We start from the raw sequence: 20,250 nt of genomic DNA on the forward strand, positions 1-20,250 counted from the left end.
CTCGGAGGATTTGTTTATGTCACATTCAGCTCTCGATTTTTTAAATAACAACGGTCCAGCCGTTAGATACTGTGAAAGTTGCGGCTGCCGAATACCTATCAGTTCCCCTCAAGGGAAATGTAGAGAATGCATTAAAAAAGAACTCTTTCCAAAAGTGAAAGCGTTCATAAGCGAGAACTATGATGTCAACGAAATGATTCTGGCTCAGGAATTTGGAATCGACAAATCCATTATCCATGAATGGGTAGATGAAGGACTCCTAGAATACAAAAACCTACACCGTTTTTAGCGGTGTAGGTTTTCTTTATCTTTTATAATCTACTTTCGTGACATGTGAAGTAGACGGTCTGGCGATCCTTCGCTATGCGGTTAAGGAGCTTAAGTGACTCCTTAATTTTTTTGTCGTCCAAGTTGGTAAATGGATCGTCTAGGATGAGAATAGGCTTCTCGTCTGGATAGAGTACATCTACAAGGGCAAGACGGGAACAAAGGGCAACCACATCCTGATAGCCTTGAGATAGGTATTCTGCGCCCTTTGTGCTACCAGAGTAGGATAGCTTAATGTTAAGGTCCATATCTAGCTCAAAGTCCTCTATTGAGTATCCTGAGTGGGTACCTGTAGGTCCATCTATGAGGCCTAAATATTTGTGGAGTCCATTTTGCAGTGGCTGCATGTATTTGGCCTGGAAACTCTCGCGAGCCTTCTGTAAAAAGTCCTCTGTCTTGGTCAGAAGCTCAGCACTCTTTTTGCATTCCTTTTCCTGAACTTCTAGACGCTCTATCTGTTCAGAAACATCTGTCAGCCTCTCAACCTCCTCAAGGGCTGTGGATAAATTATCCCTCTCCTGAAGAATCTGCTTATTCAGCTCCATAATCTGCTCATCAAGGGACTTTTGCTGCTGCTGCAAATCATCTACTGACAGCACATTATCATCTACTGCATGCTTTGTCTCAAATGCAGCTATCTCGTCCCTAAGATTTGCTATACGTTCATTGATAGCCAGGTAGTAACGCTTATTAGCACTGATAGATTGAATCTGCTCTGCTCTGTCAAGGCTTCTGTCTACCGGGAACTTCTCAAGGATATTTTTGATATCTGCTGTCATTGTCTTTATTGAATTCTCATGACGAGCTATCTCTTCTGATTCCTCTAAGTAGTCTGCATATCTGTCTGCATCCTTTTTAAGCTTTGCTAAAAACTCGTATTCTCCACCCATCTCATACAGATTGATGCCGTATGGTGTGGCAAATGGCTGAATCTTAGTGTAAAGCTCAAGCTGCAAGTCTGCCAACTGATCAAGTGTACCCTCGGCCTCCTGATGGCGGGACTGCTCCTCCTCCAGTAAATGTTTGTACTGGTCTAGCTTACGACGAATCTCGTAAACATTTTCCTGCATAGTATCTGCTCTGGTAAGAAGATAATTAGACAGAAACTCATCACATTTTTCAAATAGTTCTCTAAGCTCAAGCTTAGTAATCTCTATAGAGTCCTCCTCCTCTTGGATTCGCTCCTCATAGTCCTTGGCCTCTTTTATTCTATTAACGCGAGCTCTTCTTCCAGATATAAATAGAATAAGCACATCAAGTACTACAGCTACAATACTTCCTATTTCAACTATTCTGCCTAGATTGTTATCAAGATATTGGCTAAAAACAATGCCAAAAATAATGAATATCACAAGAAGAACTGTGCCTAATATGTGCCATATTTTAATGCTACTCTTTTTGTTGAGCTTTTCCATTATGTCACGCTCAGCTGTAAGGCTCTTCAAGCGGTCATTGCTCTGGGATATCTGGGCCTCAAGTCCTGTAATCACAGTTGTAGCGTGCTCAATCTCTGCCAATTGCTCATCAGTAGGAACAAGCTTTCCAAAGAAAAACTTAAGCTCTGTAAGCTGCTTGTTGGACTCCTCTGATAATTTAGAATGCTCAGCCTTAGCTCGAAGTTCTGATAGGTTTGCTGCCATTTTATTCCATAGATCAAACTCTGAAATATCAGGAATACGCTCTTTGAATGGTGCTTCAAACACTGGATTCTCTCTCTGAATATCCTCCTTGATTCCACGAAGGGCTCGCTCATGAACAGTCAAATCACGCTCTGTCTGCTCTAGCATGGCCATCTCATCATCACTTGGAACACCTGCCGCAAAGAATACCTCGAATTCCTTGGCCTTTTCTATCTCCTGATTAAGATTCTCCTTTTGAATCCTATATGCGCCAAGCTCCTGCTCTCTCTTACTCTGCTGCTGAATTGTCTCAGCCAGCTTAGCCTTTTCCATCACAAGAGCGTCTAAATTGGCCTGCTTCTCCTCAACAAGGCAGCTCATAGCCTCAGCGCTTTCCTCGAAAATAGGAAGCTTCTCAAAATCTTCTTTGCATTTGTTGATTTCTTGCTTAACAGCAACTAGCTTGCCTGGATTGATTTTACTATTTCTGGTGTACTCGGTCCTAGCATCCTTGACAGTCTTTAAGGCAACGTCGAAGTTGCTGATATCATCCTTTGCTGCTGCAAGATTACCCATCTTGGCATTCAAGGAATCTGTCATAGATGTACCAAGTGAAAGCTGTGGAATATATACACTCTTCTCAAAGGAATCCCTGTCCACTTTGAAAATCTCTTCGCCTACATTGCTAGTGAATTCTGTGCACTCTAGTCCTGTTACATTATCATAGATTGCAAATGTATCGTCCTTGTCTGTCTTGCCGAAGGTCCTCTCGATTCTATACTGGCCCTCCTTGGTAGAAAAGACGATGTTGCCACCGCAAAGACTACCATCCCATGGAAGATAGTGATTGCGCTCCATCAGCTTTTTCTTTGTGTTTGGAGAATACTCCAAACCATAAAACATAGCCTTAATAAAAACAGAGAAGGTAGTCTTACCCCATCCATTTTCTTCTAGGATAGAATTAAATCCCTCGTTAAAATCGTATTTAAAATCGTTTATCTTGCCAAAATGGGCAATATAACAAGAAATAAGTTTCATACTATATATCCTCCCCCATTATGGCCTTTATGCCTATCTCGATTATTTTAGCCTTTTCATCTTCGTCCATATCCTGAGACTGAACAAGTCTGACAAACTCGCCCTTAAGGGACTTGTCGTATTGATAGCTAGCATAGTCGATTAAAGTCTTAGTCCTGTCATAGCACTTTACGAAGAAATATTTATTCTCGAAGGCTCTTATGAATCTGGTGATATCTATCTCATCCTCCAACTCACGCTCACCTGTGATTACGAACTTAATCATGTCCTGAGGATCCACATCATCAAGCAACTTCTTAGCCTTATTGATAACAGACTGAACATCCATATCTGCAGTGACAGCCACCTCTATCTCATGAAGACGTCTAAGTGCAAATGGAATGAATTCTGATGTAATAACACCATCCTCAATCTCCATAAGGACAAAGCCCTTGTCCCCTGTCTCGTCAAATCCTCTACCCTCTAGACAACCAGGATAGCAATATACGCCTCTCTCATCTAGCTGCTGGAAAATATACTTGTGTATATGGCCTAGGGCCAAATAGTCAATGAATTTGCCCTTTAAGGCATTAGTATTTACAATCTCAGCACCGTCCTTGCCGTCATAGTCTGACTGCTGACCATGGAGCATGACAATATTAGTATTAGCTGAATCAAGCACCAAACTCTGAGGAAGAGTAGTTGCATTGGAAGAGTTAATTTCAATACCAGTTATGACCACATCCTCACAGGTATAACTAGTCCAGCTACTATCTGTAAACATGTGAAAATTAGCTGGCACTTCATCAATGCCCGCTTCCATAAAATCACATCTGTCGTGGTTGCCCTTAAGATAGTAAAAATCTATCTCTGGATGAGCTACTATCTGCTCCACAACACGCCTCTTAACCTCTTTTCTGATGTGAGTCTTGTCAAACAAATCACCAGCGATAAGAATCGCTCTAACCTGATTTGCCACAGCGTACTCCACCATGCGCTCGTATGTCTCAATAAGCTCCGAGCGCCTAAGTAAGGCTTGATCTTTATCTAAATTGCTCTCCATTTTGGAATCTAGGTGCAGGTCTGCACAATGAATAATCCGCATACGTTCTCCCTAACTTTATTCACCCCTCGATAAAAAATATTTTATCATAAAAAATAAAGCGAGACCACCTAAGATATACTTAAGTGACCCCGCTTGACAGCGAATTATTAATCTGCTTGTTTTAAGAAAATATTTTCTATAGCATTGATTATTTTAGTCTGCATAGGTGGCTTTACAAAATAGCCTGCCGGCTTCAAATCAAGGACCGCATCTACATGCTCCTTATCTGCTATTCCAGTAAGGAAAATAACAGGAACATCCTTGTAATCATCCTCTGCCCTAATCATCTCAAGTGTCTGCTTGCCATCCACAACAGGCATCTCATAATCAAGTATTACAAGATCTGGTTTATCCTGGCCAAGTACCTTCATGCACTGAGCAGCTGATGTAGCAAGTGTAACTCTATATTTATCCTGAAGCATGTTCCTCATATTTCTTAAAAGAACTGGATTATCATCTACAACAATTATGTGTCTCTTGTCTGTCTCCACTACGGCATTTAAAATCGGATCTGCACTCATGCTAAATTCCTTGCAGATAGCCTTAATCAAAGATTCCCTATCGGCCTGTGGAATATGCTTGCACTGACCTGAATAATAGTAATTGATAAACATCTGCTTATTCTTCTCTCGTCCGTATGTTATAACAGGAATCTCCTCGCTATATTCTTGAATCACTTCAAAAATTTCAGCATGGGTATTATTAAAGCAATCTATATCCATCAAAACCAAATCAGGAGTGTACAATTTTAACATGCTCTTTACAATCTTCGCACTATTCGTACACAGCTGTGTGTGGAAATGCTGTGATAAATATGTATTTACGTCGGACGTATCATTTGTAAAATCACCAACAATAAGTATTTTTCGCATGAGCCCTCTCCTTCAGCAATCACTTTTGTAGTTCATCGATAGCTTCCAATGCCTCATCATCCTCTAAATTTATAATATGCATATTTAGAGAATCTAGCTTTTTTTGTATCCCCTCTTCATAGGAGAATGTCATTATCTGCTTCATAGTGTTATCAGAAGATTCTGTGTCATGAGCTCGAATGGACATCTTAAGCATCTCAAGCATTGCGAACAAGTCATCCATGTCCTCAAGCATAGGCTTTTCTGTTTCTGATGCAAGCACATCCATTCTAGCTTTCATATTATCAAGCTCTTCTAAAAGCACCGGTGTTAGCAGTTTAATTCGTTCAATATCCCCATCTCTTGCAGCAAACTCACACAGCTTAGCAAGTCCACCTAGCCCCACAGCACCAATAGTATTTGACATACTTTTTACGCTATGGACCTTAATCCTATAATCTTCAAGAGACTCCCCTGTTTCTATACCATCATAATAACTTAAAATCTGATCTCGCTCATAATCAATCGAGTCATAATAATCAACTGCCGTCTGATATACCATATTAGAATCTGGGAAATGTAAAAGTGCATAATCCCAGTCAATTCCCTCTATATCAGGTAGCTCTATCTTTTTCGAGCGATTCTTTCTAGCCTCATCCTTAGCATCTGGCTCATGATATTCAAGCAAATGCTCCGGTAGAAAATCTCTTATCATCTTCTCAAGCTGCGCTGGAACAATTGGCTTTGAAAGGAATCCATGAAAACCAGTTGTTAAATATCTTTCCTTTGCTCCCGCAATAGCATTTGCAGTAAGTGCTATAACTGGTGTACCAAGACATTTATTGCCTTCTAGTGTGGCCATAGCCCTAAATGTCTCTATACCGTCCATCCCCGGCATCATATGATCAAGGAAAATCATATCAAAATGCTCTTCTCTAATCAGACGAAGACACTCAGCACCGCTATCGGCCTCTGTAATCTGTACTCTTGAATCCTTAAGCAATGCCACAAAAACCTTACGGTTCATTGTGTTGTCATCAACAACTAAGAACTTTGCATTTGGCGCCTCAAAGCTTGTGCTATATTCATAGTTGGCTGTAATCTGCTTAAGTTTCTGCTGAAAATCCCCTATCGGCTCTGGATCCATAATTTCCTGCCTAATTGTAAAAGAAAAAGTAGAACCCTCACCGTATACACTCTGAACATGAAGTGTGCTACCCATCATCTTTAAAAGATTTTGAGTAATAGTCATTCCAAGCCCTGCGCCTTCGATATTTCTATTTCTATTGACCTCAAGTCGCTCAAAGGATTCAAACATACGCTTGATATCCTCTTGCTTGATGCCAATTCCTGTATCGCTCACCTCAAATGTCAAATCTACAAAACCATCATCTGTCTTGGTAGAATAAGCTGCAATAGAAATATATCCGTCTTGAGTATATTTTACCGCATTTGTAATTATATTTGTTAAAATTTGTTTAATTCTGATATCATCGCCAATCATATTGCACGGGATATCAGAAGAAATATTAAGGCGAATCTCTAAATTCTTTTCCTTAGCTCTCAAGGTTACATTATTAAGCACATCATGCATCATGCTCATAAATGCGTATTCACCCATAACTATGCCCATCTTACCGGACTCAATCTTTGTGATATCAAGTATGTCATTAATCAGTGACAGCAAATTCTGAGATGCTGTTTTAATATCAAGAGCATACTCCTCAACCACCTTTTCAGATGTCTCTCTAAGAATCATCTCATCCATACCCATGATAGTGTTAATTGGAGTTCTGATTTCATGAGACATGTTTGCCAGGAAATTACTCTTAGCCTCTGTAGCAGACTGAGCCATTTTCTCAGCTTTCTTAGCCTGAAGAGTTTTTTCCAAAAGATCGTCATTGTTAATAGATGCCTGCTTGTAGAGCTTAACGTATACACTTTTTTGGAATTTAACAATTGCTCCTATTGCAAGTGAGCTAACCAAAAGAGACTGAATCGTATCAAAGAAAACACTCTCTTTTGAATCTAAAGCAATTACATATTCAGGGTGATAATAAGAAACCACATAGCAACCTATGATAATAGCTATGTCAGTAAGTAACATAAAGACAAAATCCATGCCATCTAAAAGCATGAATATGAAAATAATTCCCATAGAGAACCAGCAGACCATACCAGAGTTGATGCCACCAGTAACGAAGAACATAACAGGGAATAGGCCAATAGCAACCACAAAGCAAACTGCAATCATGCTATTCTTCAGTCGATTTCTGCAGTTGGCCATATAAATGCAAACAACATCCATAACAACAGCTACAACAATAACTGCTGTAAGAATGCCTGAAAGGCCATTTACAATATTAAAAGGCACAGTAATAACACCACCAGCACAGCCTACAATAGTGATTATATTAAAGAGGACTAATTCGGTGGGGAGATCTGGCCCAAAAAAGCGTTTATTAAACTCAATAAATTTCTTCAACACTAACCCGCCTCTATCATTATTTCCACATATCTTTATATGCATAAAGCTCTAATTTAACTATAATTTAAACCTTTTAAATTAACAAGAAAATAGACGGATTTAATCATGAATTTTCTGTGATTTTCAAGCTTTTAGATGTTATCTATCTGCCAATCAATTGGCTCAAGGCCCTTTGACTTTAAAAACTCATTAGCCTGACTAAAATGCTTGCATCCAAAGAAACCTCTATAGGCAGAAAGAGGGCTTGGATGAGGTGCCTTTAAAATCAAATGATTTGGGTTATTAAGCTTGGCACATTTTTTAGCTGCTGGAGAGCCCCAAAGTAAGAAAACTATAGGTCTATCCTGCTTGTTAAGCACATCAATAGCAGCATCTGTAAACTGCTCCCAGCCAATACCTGCGTGGCTTGCTGCCTGATGGGCACGTACCGTAAGTACGTTATTGAGCATCAGAACGCCCTGTCGAGCCCACTTTTCAAGATATCCATTATTAGGGATACTGCAGCCCAAATCATCATGAAGTTCCTTATAGATATTCACAAGGGATGGTGGTGTCTTTACCCCTGGCTTCACAGAAAAGCAAAGTCCATGAGCTTGACCTGGCTCATGATATGGGTCCTGGCCTATAATTACCACCTTCACCTCTGAAAGAGGTGTGAAATCAAAGGCATTAAAAATATCATCAGCAGGTGGATATACCGTCTGCTCATGATACTCCTTTTTTACCTTCAAATATAAATCCTTGTAATAAGGCTTTTTAAACTCTGGAGCTAATGGCTCCAGCCAATCATTACTAATAGCTGACAATTTTAAACTCCTCTTAATCTAACTAAGCGAGTTACGCTCTCAATTATTTTAAAATCCAATCATCAAGGGGCAACCAGTATCCCTTTTGTTTCAGCTCCTGCTCGATGATATCCAGTGCCTCCTCACTATCTGCACTGATTGTGTGATAGTGGTAGCCACTGGTAGCAGAGCTAAGGGACTTTGATTTACCTGATTTGATAGCCTCCATAAATTCCTTAGCATCCAATCTAGAATGCACATTAAGTGGCGCCTCAAGACGATTATAGTATCTGTGATTAATAATGATATTATCAGCTGAGCCTCCATTGTCCACAATTGTAAAAAGCTCATCTAAAATCTCATCATCAGTATGACGACATTTTATCACACGTGAACACTTTTTGTTATCCGTATTTACGATATAGCCTCTGTTAGTAGAAATAATATCTATACCGTTAGCTCTAAGTAAAGCAATATCTGTCACAACAACCTGACGACTTACATTAAGCTTGGCAGCAAGGGCAGTCCCTGATACCGGCTTGTCCGATTCACTGACCAGCTCTATTAATCTCTGTCTTCGAGTTTGTCCGTCCATGGCTCCTCCTATACTGCGTGTAAGTTCTTCATTGAGATATCAAGGATTGGTGCAGAATGTGTAAGCGCACCGCTTGATACATAATCAACTCCACTATCGATAATATTCTTGATATTCTCTTTTGTAACATTGCCTGAGCACTCTGTCTGGGCTCTGCCATCGATGATTTCAACAGCCTTTTTCATTGTATTAACATCCATATTATCAAGCATGATAATATCAGCGCCAGCCTCTACAGCTTCCTTAACCTGCTCAAGTGTCTCTGTTTCGATTTCGATTTTTCTAACAAATGGTGCATATGCCTTTGCCATTTCAATTGCCTTTGTGATTGAACCAGCAGCACCAATGTGATTGTCCTTTAAAAGAATTCCATCTGAAAGATTGTAACGATGATTCTGACCGCCACCGCACTTTACAGCATACTTCTCAAAAATACGCATGTTAGGTGTAGTCTTTCTTGTATCAAGAAGAACTGTCTTGCTTCCCTTAAGAAGTGATGCCACCTGATTTGTGTATGTAGCGATACCGCTCATTCTCTGGAGATAATTAAGGGCAACTCTCTCACCTGAAAGCAATACTCTGATATCGCCCTTTACCTTGGCCATAAGCTCGCCTTTTTTAACTGCATCTCCATCATTAACATATTTTTCAACGATTGTATTCTCATCTAATATCTTGAATACTCTCTCGTATACATCCATTCCACAGATGATTCCATCTTCCTTACAGATGAGATCAACCTCTCCTGCCTGGTCGCTTGGCATTACAGAATTAGTAGAAACGTCCTCGCTTGATATATCCTCTTTAAGAGCCATTCTGATAAGCTCGTCTGCGTTAAGTGTCATTGTTATGTTATTCATTATATTGCCTCCTTTGCGGCTCTAAGTTTTTCTTCTTTTTCAATCTCGCCCATGACCATAGCGTGGTAGTATTCCATAATAGATGGCAAATCCTCATAACCATCCATATTTACTAGATTATCAAAATCTACTGGCTTTTTAAAGGAATCCGTATTTGCGATATCATGTGCTGCTCGCTTTGCAAATACAAGACTCTCCAAAAGAGAATTACTAGCAAGTCTATTTCGACCATGTACACCATTGCAGCTTGTCTCTCCTACTGCATAAAGCTGCTCCATTGTAGTCTTAGAATCCTTGTCTACGTATATTCCGCCCATGAAATAATGCTGAGCTGGAACTACTGGCACATAGTCTGTAAGTGGGTCATATCCGGCTTCCTTACATCTCTGATAAATATTAGGAAAATGATTAAGTATCTCTTCCTTTGGAATAGGTGAAAAATCAAGCCATACATGGTCAGTGCCCTGTTCCTTCATCTTGTCAAATATAGCCTTACTAACCACGTCTCTAGGCTGTAATTCATCTGTAAATCGATTGCCATCCTTATCTCTAAGAACCGCTCCCTCGCCTCTAACAGACTCTGAAATCAAGAAGCTTCGACCGCCCTGCTTAGTATAAAGTGTAGTAGGGTGAATCTGCACATAATCGCAGTTCTCAAGTCTAACATTATGATACATGGCAAGGGCCAGTGCATCTCCTGAAATATGGCGATAGTTTGTAGAATGCTGATATACTCCTCCAAGTCCGCCGCAGGCCAGTACTGTAACATCAGCCTGAATAGCAGTGGTCTTGCCATCCATATCTGCAACTACGATACCATAGCAAACATTGTCCTGACACACCCAATCTACCATAGTAGTGTGAGCCATCAAAGTAATGTTCTCTCGCTCCTTAGCTCTAGCTAAAAGCTTGCTTGTGATTTCCTTGCCAGTGATATCTGCATGGAAAAGAATTCTATTATTTGAATGAGCACCTTCCTTCGTAAATACGAACTGGCCATCCTTTTTCTCAAACTCTACACCAAGCTCAACCAAATCCCCAATAACATCTTGGGAACTCTTAATCATTATTTCAACAGATTCCTTGCGATTCTCATAATGACCTGCTCGCATGGTATCCTCAAAGTATGCATCATAATCGTCATCATCTCTGAGCATACAAATACCACCTTGAGCCAAAAATGAATCGCAGCCCTCTAAAGCATCTTTTGAAATGCACAGTATTTTTTTATCCTGTGGTAAGCTAAGTGCACAAAACAATCCTGCTACACCGCTACCAACAATTACTACATCATATTTTGTATCCATATCTTTATTACCTTTATTTAGCAAGCTCTAACATACGAGCAAGTGGCTTGAGTGACTTTTCTCTCTTCTCATCACTAACTTCCACTACACCTGTATTATCTCTGAGACAATCTCTTACTTTCTCAAGTGTGACCTTTTTCATATTTGGACAAATCTGAACTCCACCTGCAGAGAAAAATGTCTTGTCAGGATTGTTCTTCTTAAGCTGGTAAAGCACACCAAGCTCAGTAGAAATAATGAATTCCTTTTTATCTGACTTTGTAGCATAGTCGATGATTCCCGAAGTGCTGCCAATATAGTCTGCAAGCTCAAGAACATCCAATGTACACTCTGGATGGATAAGTACCTCAGCCTCTGGATGTGACTCCTTAGCACGGCTAACCATATCAGCTGTAACGGCCTTATGAACGTGGCAGAATCCATCGTTGAAGATGAAGTTCTTCTCAGGTACCTTCTCAGCAATATATCTTCCTAAATTCTCATCTGGAATAAAGAAAATATTTTTATTAGGCAATGCCTTAACAATCTTCATAGCATTGGCAGAAGTAACACACACATCCGAATGCATCTTAAGCTCTGCAGTAGAATTGATATAGCAAACAACAGCCACATCATCATACTCCTTGCGAACTTCCTCGATACGCTCAATCTCTGCCATATGAGCCATAGGACAATCTGCATTAGCATCAGGCATAAGCACTGTCTTCTCAGGATTTAAAATCTTGGCCGACTCGCCCATAAACTTAACACCAGCAAATACAATGGTGCTCTCCTCGAGTCCCACTGCAACCTTTGCCAGATAATAGCTATCGCCAATATAATCCGCTATCGCCTGTACCTCATCATTCACATAGTAGTGTGCCAGCACCACTGCGTTCTTTTCTTTCTTTAGCTTCTCTATCTCTTGTACAAGTTCGTTCATACAATATCTCCCTTTACTTCTAAAAAAATATTTAACACATTCTAGCACATGTAAAGTCTACTGACAAGACAGTTGTAAATACAAAAAAGAGAGCAGGCTCTTCCTGCTCTCTTAAGATTTGTTTACAACTGTGTTATTTGGCAAGCGCTTGTTCGATGCCCTTAGCCAGCTGGTCGGCGCAGCTTGTGCCCTTCATGCCGCAGAGGTTGCCCTTAAGGATGTCTACGGTGTTTGATGCGTCAGCGCCCTCAAGAAGCTTGCTGATTGCCTTGGTGTTGCCGTCACAACCGCCAGTGAATTTTACGTTGTGAAGCTTGCCGTCTTCGATTTCGAAGTCAATCTGACGTGCACATACGCCCTTTGGTACGAATGTATACTTTTCCATTGTTACTCCTTTTATTTTTTAATGAATAGCCACTTTGATTTTACAATCAACTTTTTAAGAATAGTATATACGATGTAGGCAACTAATCCTACAACAAATACTCCAAGAGTCCATGTTAATAGCTTTACAAGGAATCCTGTGGTGTCATTGTAGAGAAGAGTTGGCCAGTCCTGGGTCTGCCATATACTATATGCAAGTCCATTGTCGTGGATAAGATATATCATGAATGTTGCCTGGGCAATCCTGTTGATGAGCCCAATTGATGGGATTGTAATCCTGCGAGCGAGCTCAAATAGACATATTCCAATGATTACAACCATCACACTGAAATTCTCATAGCGAGGAATAGACTGGATGAATTCTAACTCTGTTAGATTCTGAGTAGCCATAGTGTCATAGTAGGTGTCTATTTTGCCTATTACGTTGTTGTAGTAGGAAAGGCCTATAATTACATTAGCAAGCACTATGAGAAGCAGGAATACATAGCCTCTCACCTTTTTAAACGGGTCGTATTTTTTAATGTAGCCGGCAAGGGCATATAAAAATACTCCGATGAATACGGTTCTAAGGCCACTTGCCAAATCATCTAAAAGCTTGCCTGACCAGCCTAGCTCAGTCACTGCAAATATAGCAAGCAAAAATCCAACATACTGCTTTTGTGTAAGTTTAGCTAGATATTTATTTAAAAACATAAAAGCTATAAGGATAATGATGAAGTAGTAGCCAACGAACCATGACATCTTGTTGAAGTACTGGATTTTGATGTAGCTTATCATGTTCTCAGATAAGAACTGACTCTTGCATGAATACCAGATAAAAAATGAGGACGCCAACACTAATGTGACAGCCGCAAAAAATAGCTGGGATATAAGCTTCTTGGATACCTTTAACATGTCTATCTCTCGGTCTGCTAGGAAGTATCCTGATATCATAATAAATATTGCATTGCCCACAAGTCCAAGAGGCATCATAAGAGCTAGCATAAGTAACTGGCTGTAGAAATCCGGTGTGCTAAACCAGCCATTCTGTAGTCTCTCAATTGATGCGGCGTTGCTTATCTGAATGTTAACGCAATGGATGATAATGTGATAACAAATTATCATAAGCATAGCTATAATTCTAAGTAGTTCTATATTAGACTGTCGTCCGCTTTTATTTTCCATAATTTCTCCTTACAAAAAATCCTCTACAATTATACATACTATGCCCCAAAAATCCTATGTTAATTCATAACAAAAAGGACCAGCTAATCAGCCAGTCCTTCTACAAAACACATTATCCTTACATAGTGTCAAGCTCATTTAATATATCTAGATTTTTAACCTCAGTTTCACTAAATACACTTTCAGAAAAATCAGCAGGCATAACAGATGGGTTGTACCAAATGTAGCACATGAAATAGTTGTATAAATCCTGATCCTTGAAAGAATATCCATGACGAGCATAAATTTCGTTTTTGGCAGCATGTATTGCCTCTGGGCTCATGCCCTCGAAATCTGCTGCAGTGTATATCTTTTTATCGGTGTCAAACATGTGCATAGACTGCCATGCCACATCTGTCACACCTCTTTTAGATTCCCAAAAGCTATTTACAACTGAAGCGTATTTTGTACTAGAAATATAACTGCTACGCTCTGATATGGCAGCATCAATCTCTTCATTTGACCAATCTGCCACCTCATCTGCAACGCCAGTATATTCTGCAGGTGAATCGCTTACACCCTCAACTACTTCGATTACAACATCTGCGTCAGGATCGTCTGCTGGCAATCCCTCGCCATTGACCTCTTCAGTGCCCTCAACTATCGGAGCCTCAGCTCCCTTCTTGCTCACTTCCAAGGATTTCGGCTTGTTCAATGTGTGGAATGTAAGGAATGCAGCCAATACACCCACTGCAATTGAAACTAATCCTTCAATGGTCCATCTTTTAACATTAGGCTTAGCCCACAATCTAGCGAAAAACTCTTTTATAGAGCTAAAAGTTTCTACAACTTTTTTTGGATCTCTAATATCTTTCATACACTTTTCTTCCCTTTTTTGCGTTATTTATTATTTTCTTACAGTATAACACAATTGTTACGTTTTGTTGATGTTTGTTACATTTTTATTACAGCGTGTTTTCTATGGCACTTCTAGTGGCATTTATGTTGCCCTGGGCCATCTGCTTATTGCCGCCGCCTTTTGCTCCAAGCAGTTCACGAAGGCCTGCCGCAATGGCACCACAATCACGGCTTGTGCTACCAATGACAAAGTCGTATCCGCTTTCGTCATCACCTGAGAATATTGCACAAAGTCCGCTGTGATTTTCCATCAAAGCATTTACACCATCGCGCATATTCTTAATATCTAAATCCTCAGTAAAAATAGTCACATCATTGAGCTCAGATGGATATTTTTCAATCTGCTCCATAAGGGCCTTTGACTTGATTTCACTGATTCGATATTTAAGGTCTTTGTTGTCACTAAGTAATCCTGACACTCTGTTTGGAAGTTCATCCTCTGTACAGTTAAGTGTCTGATAGGTGCTTGATAGAATGGAAATCCTACGATTATAGTCCTCTAAGGCTCTAAGGCCGCATAGAATATACACTCTAACTCCACCCTTGTATTTCTCCCAGGATACCACCTTTAAAAGTCCAACCTGCCCTGTAGTCTTCACATGGGGAGCACAACAAGCACATATATCAATGCCCTCTATCTCTACAAGGCGTACTGCACCATCTATTTCTTTTTTGCTCCTATAATCGATTGCAGGAAGCAAAGCTGGCTCCGGATAATAGGCCTTTACCTGCAAATCCTTAGCAATCACCTGATTGGCTTTATATTCAATTTCTCTCACCTGGTCTTCTGTCATCTCGATATTTAAATCCAAGGTGACTGTGTTGTCGCTCAGATGAAATCCAACATTTTCTGCTCCATAAATATTGTGGGCAAGTCCGGTAAAAATATGCTCACCCGTATGCTGTTGCATATTGTTAAATCTGTGGTCCCAATCTATCTCACCGTGAACCACCTCTCCGCTTAAGAAGCCGCTGCTGCAATAGTGGTAAATCACATCCTCTTCAATCTGAACATCTAAAACAGTCGCTCCGTCCAGCATACCCTTGTCGCTTGATTGACCGCCCTGCTCAGGGAAAAACATGGTCTGATCCAACACTACCTTGTACAGCTTTTTCTCCCCATTCAGTTCCTCTTGACAAGAAATGACCCTTGCAGAAAATTCTTTTGCAAATGGCTCCCTATCATACAGTGGAATCGTCTTCATATTCTCTCCTAATCCAAATAAAGGCCCTTGCCGTTTTAGCAAAAGCCTCTGTGCCTTAATGTTTTTTAAATAGAATATCTCTATTAATCTCTGTGTAGAATGCCTCTCTAAGACGGGTGTTACTGTAGTTCATGCCACGAAGCCACATTAACTTTGTCATGGTCGCCTCAAGTGTCATGTCATAAGCTTCAATCATGTGGAAATCAGCCTTAATCTGACGGCCCACCTCGTAGACTGTCATGTTGCTGCCCTCGTTGGCAACCTGAGTGGTCATAACTGCAAGCTTATCTGTACCCTTCCATTTGTCCATCTCCTCATAGAATGTATCCATGAGAGAATTAGGCATACCGCCTACACCAAAGCTTTCGATGACTACAATATCGTAGTTCTCAAACAGGAATGATAATATATCTGCTTTCATTCCTGGGTATAATTTCAAGAGTGTTACCTTGTCAGACATCTCGTAGTAAAAACTAGGAATGCCACGAACTGGTACCTCTGGAATATATCTAACTATTACTCCATCCTGAATAACTGCAAGGTATGGAAAGTTAATACTAGAAAATGCATTGTAGCTTTTAGCTCTTTCTTTTTTAGCTCTAGTGCCACAGATGACCTTGCCATCAAATACAATGCTGACATTTTGAGATGCATCATCAGAAGCATAGATAAATGAATCTAAAAGATTAGTCTTGGCATCAGTGATATCTCGACTAATTGGCTTTTGTGAGCCTGTAACTACAATAGGCTTGGCAGAGTTTTGAATCATGTAGCTAAGGGCTGCTGCTGTATATCCAAGAGTATCTGTTCCGTGACACACAACAAAGCCATCGTAGCTTGCATAATTGTCCTCTATTGCCTTAACAATTACTTTCCAGTGTTCTGGAGTCATGTTAGTGCTGTCAAGATTAAGGACCTGAATAGTCTCAACCTGACAAACATGCTCCACGGCAGGAATATAGGACAAAACATCCTCAGCAGTAAGGCCTGGTGTAAGACCAGCTTCAGTCTGCTTAGAGGCGATTGTCCCTCCTGTGCCTATCATTAAAATCTTTTTCATGCTAGTTCTTTCCGATTGGAATTCCAAATATTTTGGTCTGGAAACCGCTCATCAATGATTCATAATCTGTATAATTGATATTTGCCTTAAAGAAGCCATTCCATGTATCTCTAAGAATATCGCATATCTCTGCCCCATTTTCCTTTTCCAAAAGAATAGATGGGAAAATATAGTAAATCATGAAATAATTTAGGTTCATAAGCTCTGCTGCTCGAACCTTACCAAATTTCTTGAACTCATCCTGAACATCCTGACACAATACTAGGCTGTTAGCAGCGTAGTCACCTGATTCAGTCAAATCCCTCAAAAGAGAGAATCTATCTGCTCTAAACATATCCATAGCTGCTGCATACTCTTTTTTAGTATGCACCTTGCTAAGATGCGATAAATCCTCAAATATTTTTCTTACTTCAAAAGACATATATTATCCTCCCAATTACATCTTAATTAATGTCTTTTATATGCAGGCATTAATTGAAGCTTGTGCAAGTTTGCAACATGCTTTTTCTCAATTAATTCTCTAGTGTCTGCTGGGATATCTGCATTTGAATCAGAAATATATTCATCAAGCATATTGTATGTAAATCCCAATTTCTCTTCATCAGACATACCTGACAAACCATCAGAAGGCACCTTGTGCACAAGCTGATTTGGAAGTCCCAAATATTCTCCTATCTGAAGAACCTCTGTCACAGTGAAATCCTGAAGAAGTGAAACGTCACCAGCCGCATCACCATATTTAGTTGAATATCCCACATAATCCTCAGATGCATTACATGTATTAACGACAAATGATGTAACATCCTGTCCCTGGGCTACAGCATAAAGAGTAGACATACGAAGACGTGGTGCAAGATTAATCTTCAAATCCTTTGTCACCTTAAATGTCTTTGCCTTTTCAAAAGTAGCTATAGCTGCATTGTAATAATCTGTGATTGGAACTATCTCATAAGGAATCTCAAGATGATTAACGAGAAGCTTTGCATCATCAAGGTCTACCATCTGCCCGTTTGGCATGATGATTCCAAGAACTCTATCTGCTCCAAGAGCCGCCTTTAATACTGCAGCTGTAACAGAAGAATCCTTACCGCCGGAAATACCTATGATTGCTTTAGAATTGTCACCAAACTTGTTAAACCAATCCCTAGTGTACTGGATTAATTTCTCTGTCTGGTCTTTAACATTAAACTCTCTCATCTTACTTATGTCTCCTACTTAAGCATGTATACCTCAGACATTCTGCGTCCAACAATCGACTTAGTCTTCTCACCAAGTGCCTCGATTCTGTCGGCAACCATGATTCTGAAGTTAGCCTTGTAAAGCTTGTGTCCAAGAAGTAATTCGTAAATTACCTGTAAATCTGGCAATGTGAACTTAACAGGTGCCATACTGAATGGCAAATCTGTGTACTCGATTTCTTTTCTGATTTTCTTCATTGCCTCGATAATGATTTCAACGTGATCAAATGCAAGTCTAGTCTTGCTCTTGAGTGTAGGTGTTAGATTTGGATACTTGATATGACCATTCTTAAATCTCTTTGTAGAAAGCTCATATACGATATCTACTCCGATGTCCTCATTGAAAATATGGATCTGTGAGTCTGTGTACTCAAAATCGAACCATGCTGCTTCAAGTGCATCGTCGCCACCACGTACTGGTACAGTTTTGCTAGTAAGTGCTATATAAGCAACACTCATTACCCTAGTTCTAGGGTCGCGATCTGGCTTAGAAAAAGTATAAACCTGCTCAAGGAACACATCCTTTACGCCTGCTTCCTCACTAAGTTCTCTCTTCGCTGCCTCGTAACATGTCTCATCTGGATGAACAAAGCCTCCTGGTAAAGCCCAGCAATTAAGGTATGGGTGTCCGCCGCGCTTAATAAGTAAGATTCTAAGTCCTGACAAATCTTTCTTTGGTCCAATGAGTAACATATCAACTGTTACCGATGGTCTCTCATAATCCCCTGGATCATATTGGGCTAAGAATTCTTCTTCTGTTAAACCGTTCTGATCTCTTAATCCTTTTGCTGTTGTTAATGCCATATTGTCCTCCTATGTGCAAAATACCATACAGTAGTAATTTATTACTATTTTCAAATTATGTCAATACATTTATTTTTTTTATTCCTTCAATTATATCAGAAGCTAGCACACTTTTAATACCCACATCTTGAGATATTAATTTCCCACAAAGACCGTGAAAAAATGCGCCAACTGCCCCACATTTCACCACTGGCAAGCCCTGGGCAACAAATGAGGTAATAATTCCTGCAAGCACATCTCCTGAGCCTGGAGTTGCAAGAGCTTCGTTTCCGCTTGTGGAATAAAAAATATTATCATTTGAAGCTATGACAGTAGAAAAATTTTTCAAAACCACAGTCACATTTGTTTCATAAGAAAAATCTCTGGCAACTTTTTCCATGTCATAATTAATCTCCTTCACAGGAACGCCACATAGTCTTTCCATCTCTTTGAGATGTGGAGTCATAATAACGGGATTTTCTTTCGCATATTTAATTAGTGCCCCCTTCATATTGGCACAAATATTAATTCCATCTGCATCTATAATAAGCGGTACACTGGCATTATCAAGGACAGTTGTCACTATTTCCTCAGAAAGTTTTCCGGTTGAAAGACCCGGACCCATCAAAATCACATCGGCCCAGTTAATTGACTCTAAAAGCTTTTCTTTTTCAAAGTCCTCATATCCACAGAACATCGCCTCAGGAATAGCCTGCCTAATAGATTCTATATTGTTTTTATGGGTAAAAACTTTGGTCAAGCCAGCCCCTGCAGTAAGGGCAGCCTTAGCTGACAAATACAGGGCACCATAAATATTTTCGCTTCCACCAATAATCAAAATCTTGCCACAGGAGCCTTTGTTGGCTGTAGACTTTCGTTTAGGAAGATCCTTTAAATCTGCTTCTTCCAAAATCATAGCCTTTCCCTCAGTCTCATCCAAATAAATACCTACATCTGCTACATGAACTTCGCCTGCTGCCTCCTTGCATTCTCCTAGCACAAGGCCCTTTTTCATATAGGCAAAAGTAATGGTATCACTGGCCATCACACCAGCCTCTCCCAAAAGTTTTCCACAGTCAGTATGGTAGCCTGAAGGAATATCAACAGCTACCACTGGCTTATTAGAATTATTTATAAGCTTTGCCGCTGCCAAATAATCTCCTGAAATTCCCCTTGTCAGCCCTATTCCAAACATGGCATCTACGAACAAATCAGATGACTGTATTTTTTCTTCATTGAAACCTAAGGCAAAATCCATGCCATAGCTTTCTGCAATTTCTATCTCCTCTTTCAGCTGAGCAGAATATTTGGACTCATCTGACATCAGAACAGTCTTCACCTGTCTACCAGACAAATACAAAAGCCTTGCAATAGCTACTCCGTCTCCCCCGTTATTTCCAGGTCCGCACAGTACGCACACCTGATTAGCCTCAGGGTATTTATCAATGATAAAATCAGCCACAGCCTTTGCCGCCCGCTCCATCAGAACCAGGGATGGTACCTTATGTTTTTCAATAGTAGCCTGGTCGCAGGCTCTCATTTCCTCTGCTGAAAGTATTGGTTTCATAATATTCTATCCTCAAACAACTTCTAAAGTGCTATAATACAGTAATTATAATACTTATTATAGGACAGGAGAATTA

At 40.0% G+C, this 20,250-nt stretch carries 19 protein-coding genes; 1 reads left to right on the top strand and 18 read right to left on the bottom strand.

What is annotated here, in order from left to right; translation table 11 throughout:
• The first annotated feature begins 16 nt into the window (after nt 1-16).
• Nucleotides 17-289 carry a hypothetical protein gene (locus F0Q01_RS07460; RefSeq protein WP_090487879.1) on the top strand — a complete coding sequence of 91 codons (273 nt, stop codon included), beginning with the start codon at nt 17-19 and terminating at the stop codon, nt 287-289.
• A gap of 22 nt (nt 290-311) precedes the next feature.
• Here F0Q01_RS07460 and F0Q01_RS07465 read toward each other — a convergent pair whose 3' ends face one another.
• From F0Q01_RS07465 to F0Q01_RS07550, 18 genes are all read right to left on the bottom strand, one after another.
• Nucleotides 312-2,984, bottom strand: coding sequence for an AAA family ATPase (locus F0Q01_RS07465; RefSeq protein ID WP_090487881.1), 2,673 nt, complete (start codon nt 2,982-2,984; stop codon nt 312-314).
• A gap of 1 nt (nt 2,985) precedes the next feature.
• Complete coding sequence (locus tag F0Q01_RS07470) at nt 2,986-4,068, bottom strand: metallophosphoesterase family protein (RefSeq protein WP_090487884.1); 1,083 nt, start codon at nt 4,066-4,068, stop codon at nt 2,986-2,988.
• Between the two features lie 107 nt (nt 4,069-4,175).
• On the bottom strand, nt 4,176-4,940 hold the full coding sequence (locus tag F0Q01_RS07475; RefSeq protein WP_090487886.1) for a response regulator: 765 nt from the start codon (nt 4,938-4,940) through the stop codon (nt 4,176-4,178).
• A 19-nt stretch (nt 4,941-4,959) separates the two neighbouring features.
• Entirely contained in the window at nt 4,960-7,407 is a 2,448-nt protein-coding gene (locus F0Q01_RS07480; RefSeq protein WP_163927184.1) for a response regulator, read from the bottom strand.
• 131 nt (nt 7,408-7,538) lie between these two features.
• Nucleotides 7,539-8,213 (bottom strand): uracil-DNA glycosylase, encoded by a 675-nt coding sequence (ung, locus tag F0Q01_RS07485; RefSeq protein WP_090487890.1) that lies wholly within the window; start codon nt 8,211-8,213, stop codon nt 7,539-7,541.
• A gap of 43 nt (nt 8,214-8,256) precedes the next feature.
• Complete coding sequence (locus tag F0Q01_RS07490; RefSeq protein ID WP_090487892.1) at nt 8,257-8,787, bottom strand: transcription repressor NadR; 531 nt, start codon at nt 8,785-8,787, stop codon at nt 8,257-8,259.
• Nucleotides 8,788-8,795: 8 nt separating this feature from the next.
• A complete protein-coding gene (nadC, locus tag F0Q01_RS07495) occupies nt 8,796-9,647 on the bottom strand; it encodes a carboxylating nicotinate-nucleotide diphosphorylase (protein ID WP_090487893.1) in 852 nt (283 codons plus the stop codon).
• A complete protein-coding gene (locus F0Q01_RS07500) occupies nt 9,647-10,954 on the bottom strand; it encodes an L-aspartate oxidase (RefSeq protein WP_090155589.1) in 1,308 nt (435 codons plus the stop codon). Before F0Q01_RS07500 ends, nadC begins: the two co-directional genes overlap by 1 nt.
• A 13-nt stretch (nt 10,955-10,967) precedes the next feature.
• Nucleotides 10,968-11,876, bottom strand: a complete 909-nt coding sequence (nadA, locus tag F0Q01_RS07505; RefSeq protein WP_090487896.1) for a quinolinate synthase NadA — start codon at nt 11,874-11,876, stop codon at nt 10,968-10,970.
• A gap of 133 nt (nt 11,877-12,009) precedes the next feature.
• Nucleotides 12,010-12,261 (bottom strand): TIGR03905 family TSCPD domain-containing protein, encoded by a 252-nt coding sequence (locus F0Q01_RS07510; RefSeq protein WP_090155534.1) that lies wholly within the window; start codon nt 12,259-12,261, stop codon nt 12,010-12,012.
• A gap of 11 nt (nt 12,262-12,272) precedes the next feature.
• Complete coding sequence (locus tag F0Q01_RS07515; protein ID WP_090487898.1) at nt 12,273-13,424, bottom strand: acyltransferase family protein; 1,152 nt, start codon at nt 13,422-13,424, stop codon at nt 12,273-12,275.
• Nucleotides 13,425-13,542: 118 nt separating this feature from the next.
• Nucleotides 13,543-14,280 carry a YARHG domain-containing protein gene (locus tag F0Q01_RS07520; protein ID WP_090487900.1) on the bottom strand — a complete coding sequence of 246 codons (738 nt, stop codon included), beginning with the start codon at nt 14,278-14,280 and terminating at the stop codon, nt 13,543-13,545.
• Nucleotides 14,281-14,368: 88 nt separating this feature from the next.
• Nucleotides 14,369-15,526 (bottom strand): alanyl-tRNA editing protein, encoded by a 1,158-nt coding sequence (locus tag F0Q01_RS07525; protein WP_090487902.1) that lies wholly within the window; start codon nt 15,524-15,526, stop codon nt 14,369-14,371.
• A gap of 55 nt (nt 15,527-15,581) precedes the next feature.
• Entirely contained in the window at nt 15,582-16,586 is a 1,005-nt protein-coding gene (locus F0Q01_RS07530; RefSeq protein WP_090155526.1) for an asparaginase, read from the bottom strand.
• Between the two features lies 1 nt (nt 16,587).
• Entirely contained in the window at nt 16,588-17,007 is a 420-nt protein-coding gene (locus F0Q01_RS07535; RefSeq protein WP_090487904.1) for a hypothetical protein, read from the bottom strand.
• A gap of 26 nt (nt 17,008-17,033) precedes the next feature.
• Nucleotides 17,034-17,783 carry an NAD(+) synthase gene (gene nadE / locus F0Q01_RS07540; protein WP_090487906.1) on the bottom strand — a complete coding sequence of 250 codons (750 nt, stop codon included), beginning with the start codon at nt 17,781-17,783 and terminating at the stop codon, nt 17,034-17,036.
• Between the two features lie 14 nt (nt 17,784-17,797).
• Entirely contained in the window at nt 17,798-18,628 is an 831-nt protein-coding gene (locus F0Q01_RS07545) for an NUDIX hydrolase (protein WP_090487908.1), read from the bottom strand.
• Nucleotides 18,629-18,683: 55 nt separating this feature from the next.
• A complete protein-coding gene (locus tag F0Q01_RS07550) occupies nt 18,684-20,174 on the bottom strand; it encodes an NAD(P)H-hydrate dehydratase (protein ID WP_090487909.1) in 1,491 nt (496 codons plus the stop codon).
• Nucleotides 20,175-20,250 lie beyond the last annotated feature (76 nt).

Origin of the sequence: Pseudobutyrivibrio xylanivorans (assembly GCF_010906925.1) — a bacterium.
Taxonomy (GTDB): domain Bacteria; phylum Bacillota; class Clostridia; order Lachnospirales; family Lachnospiraceae; genus Pseudobutyrivibrio.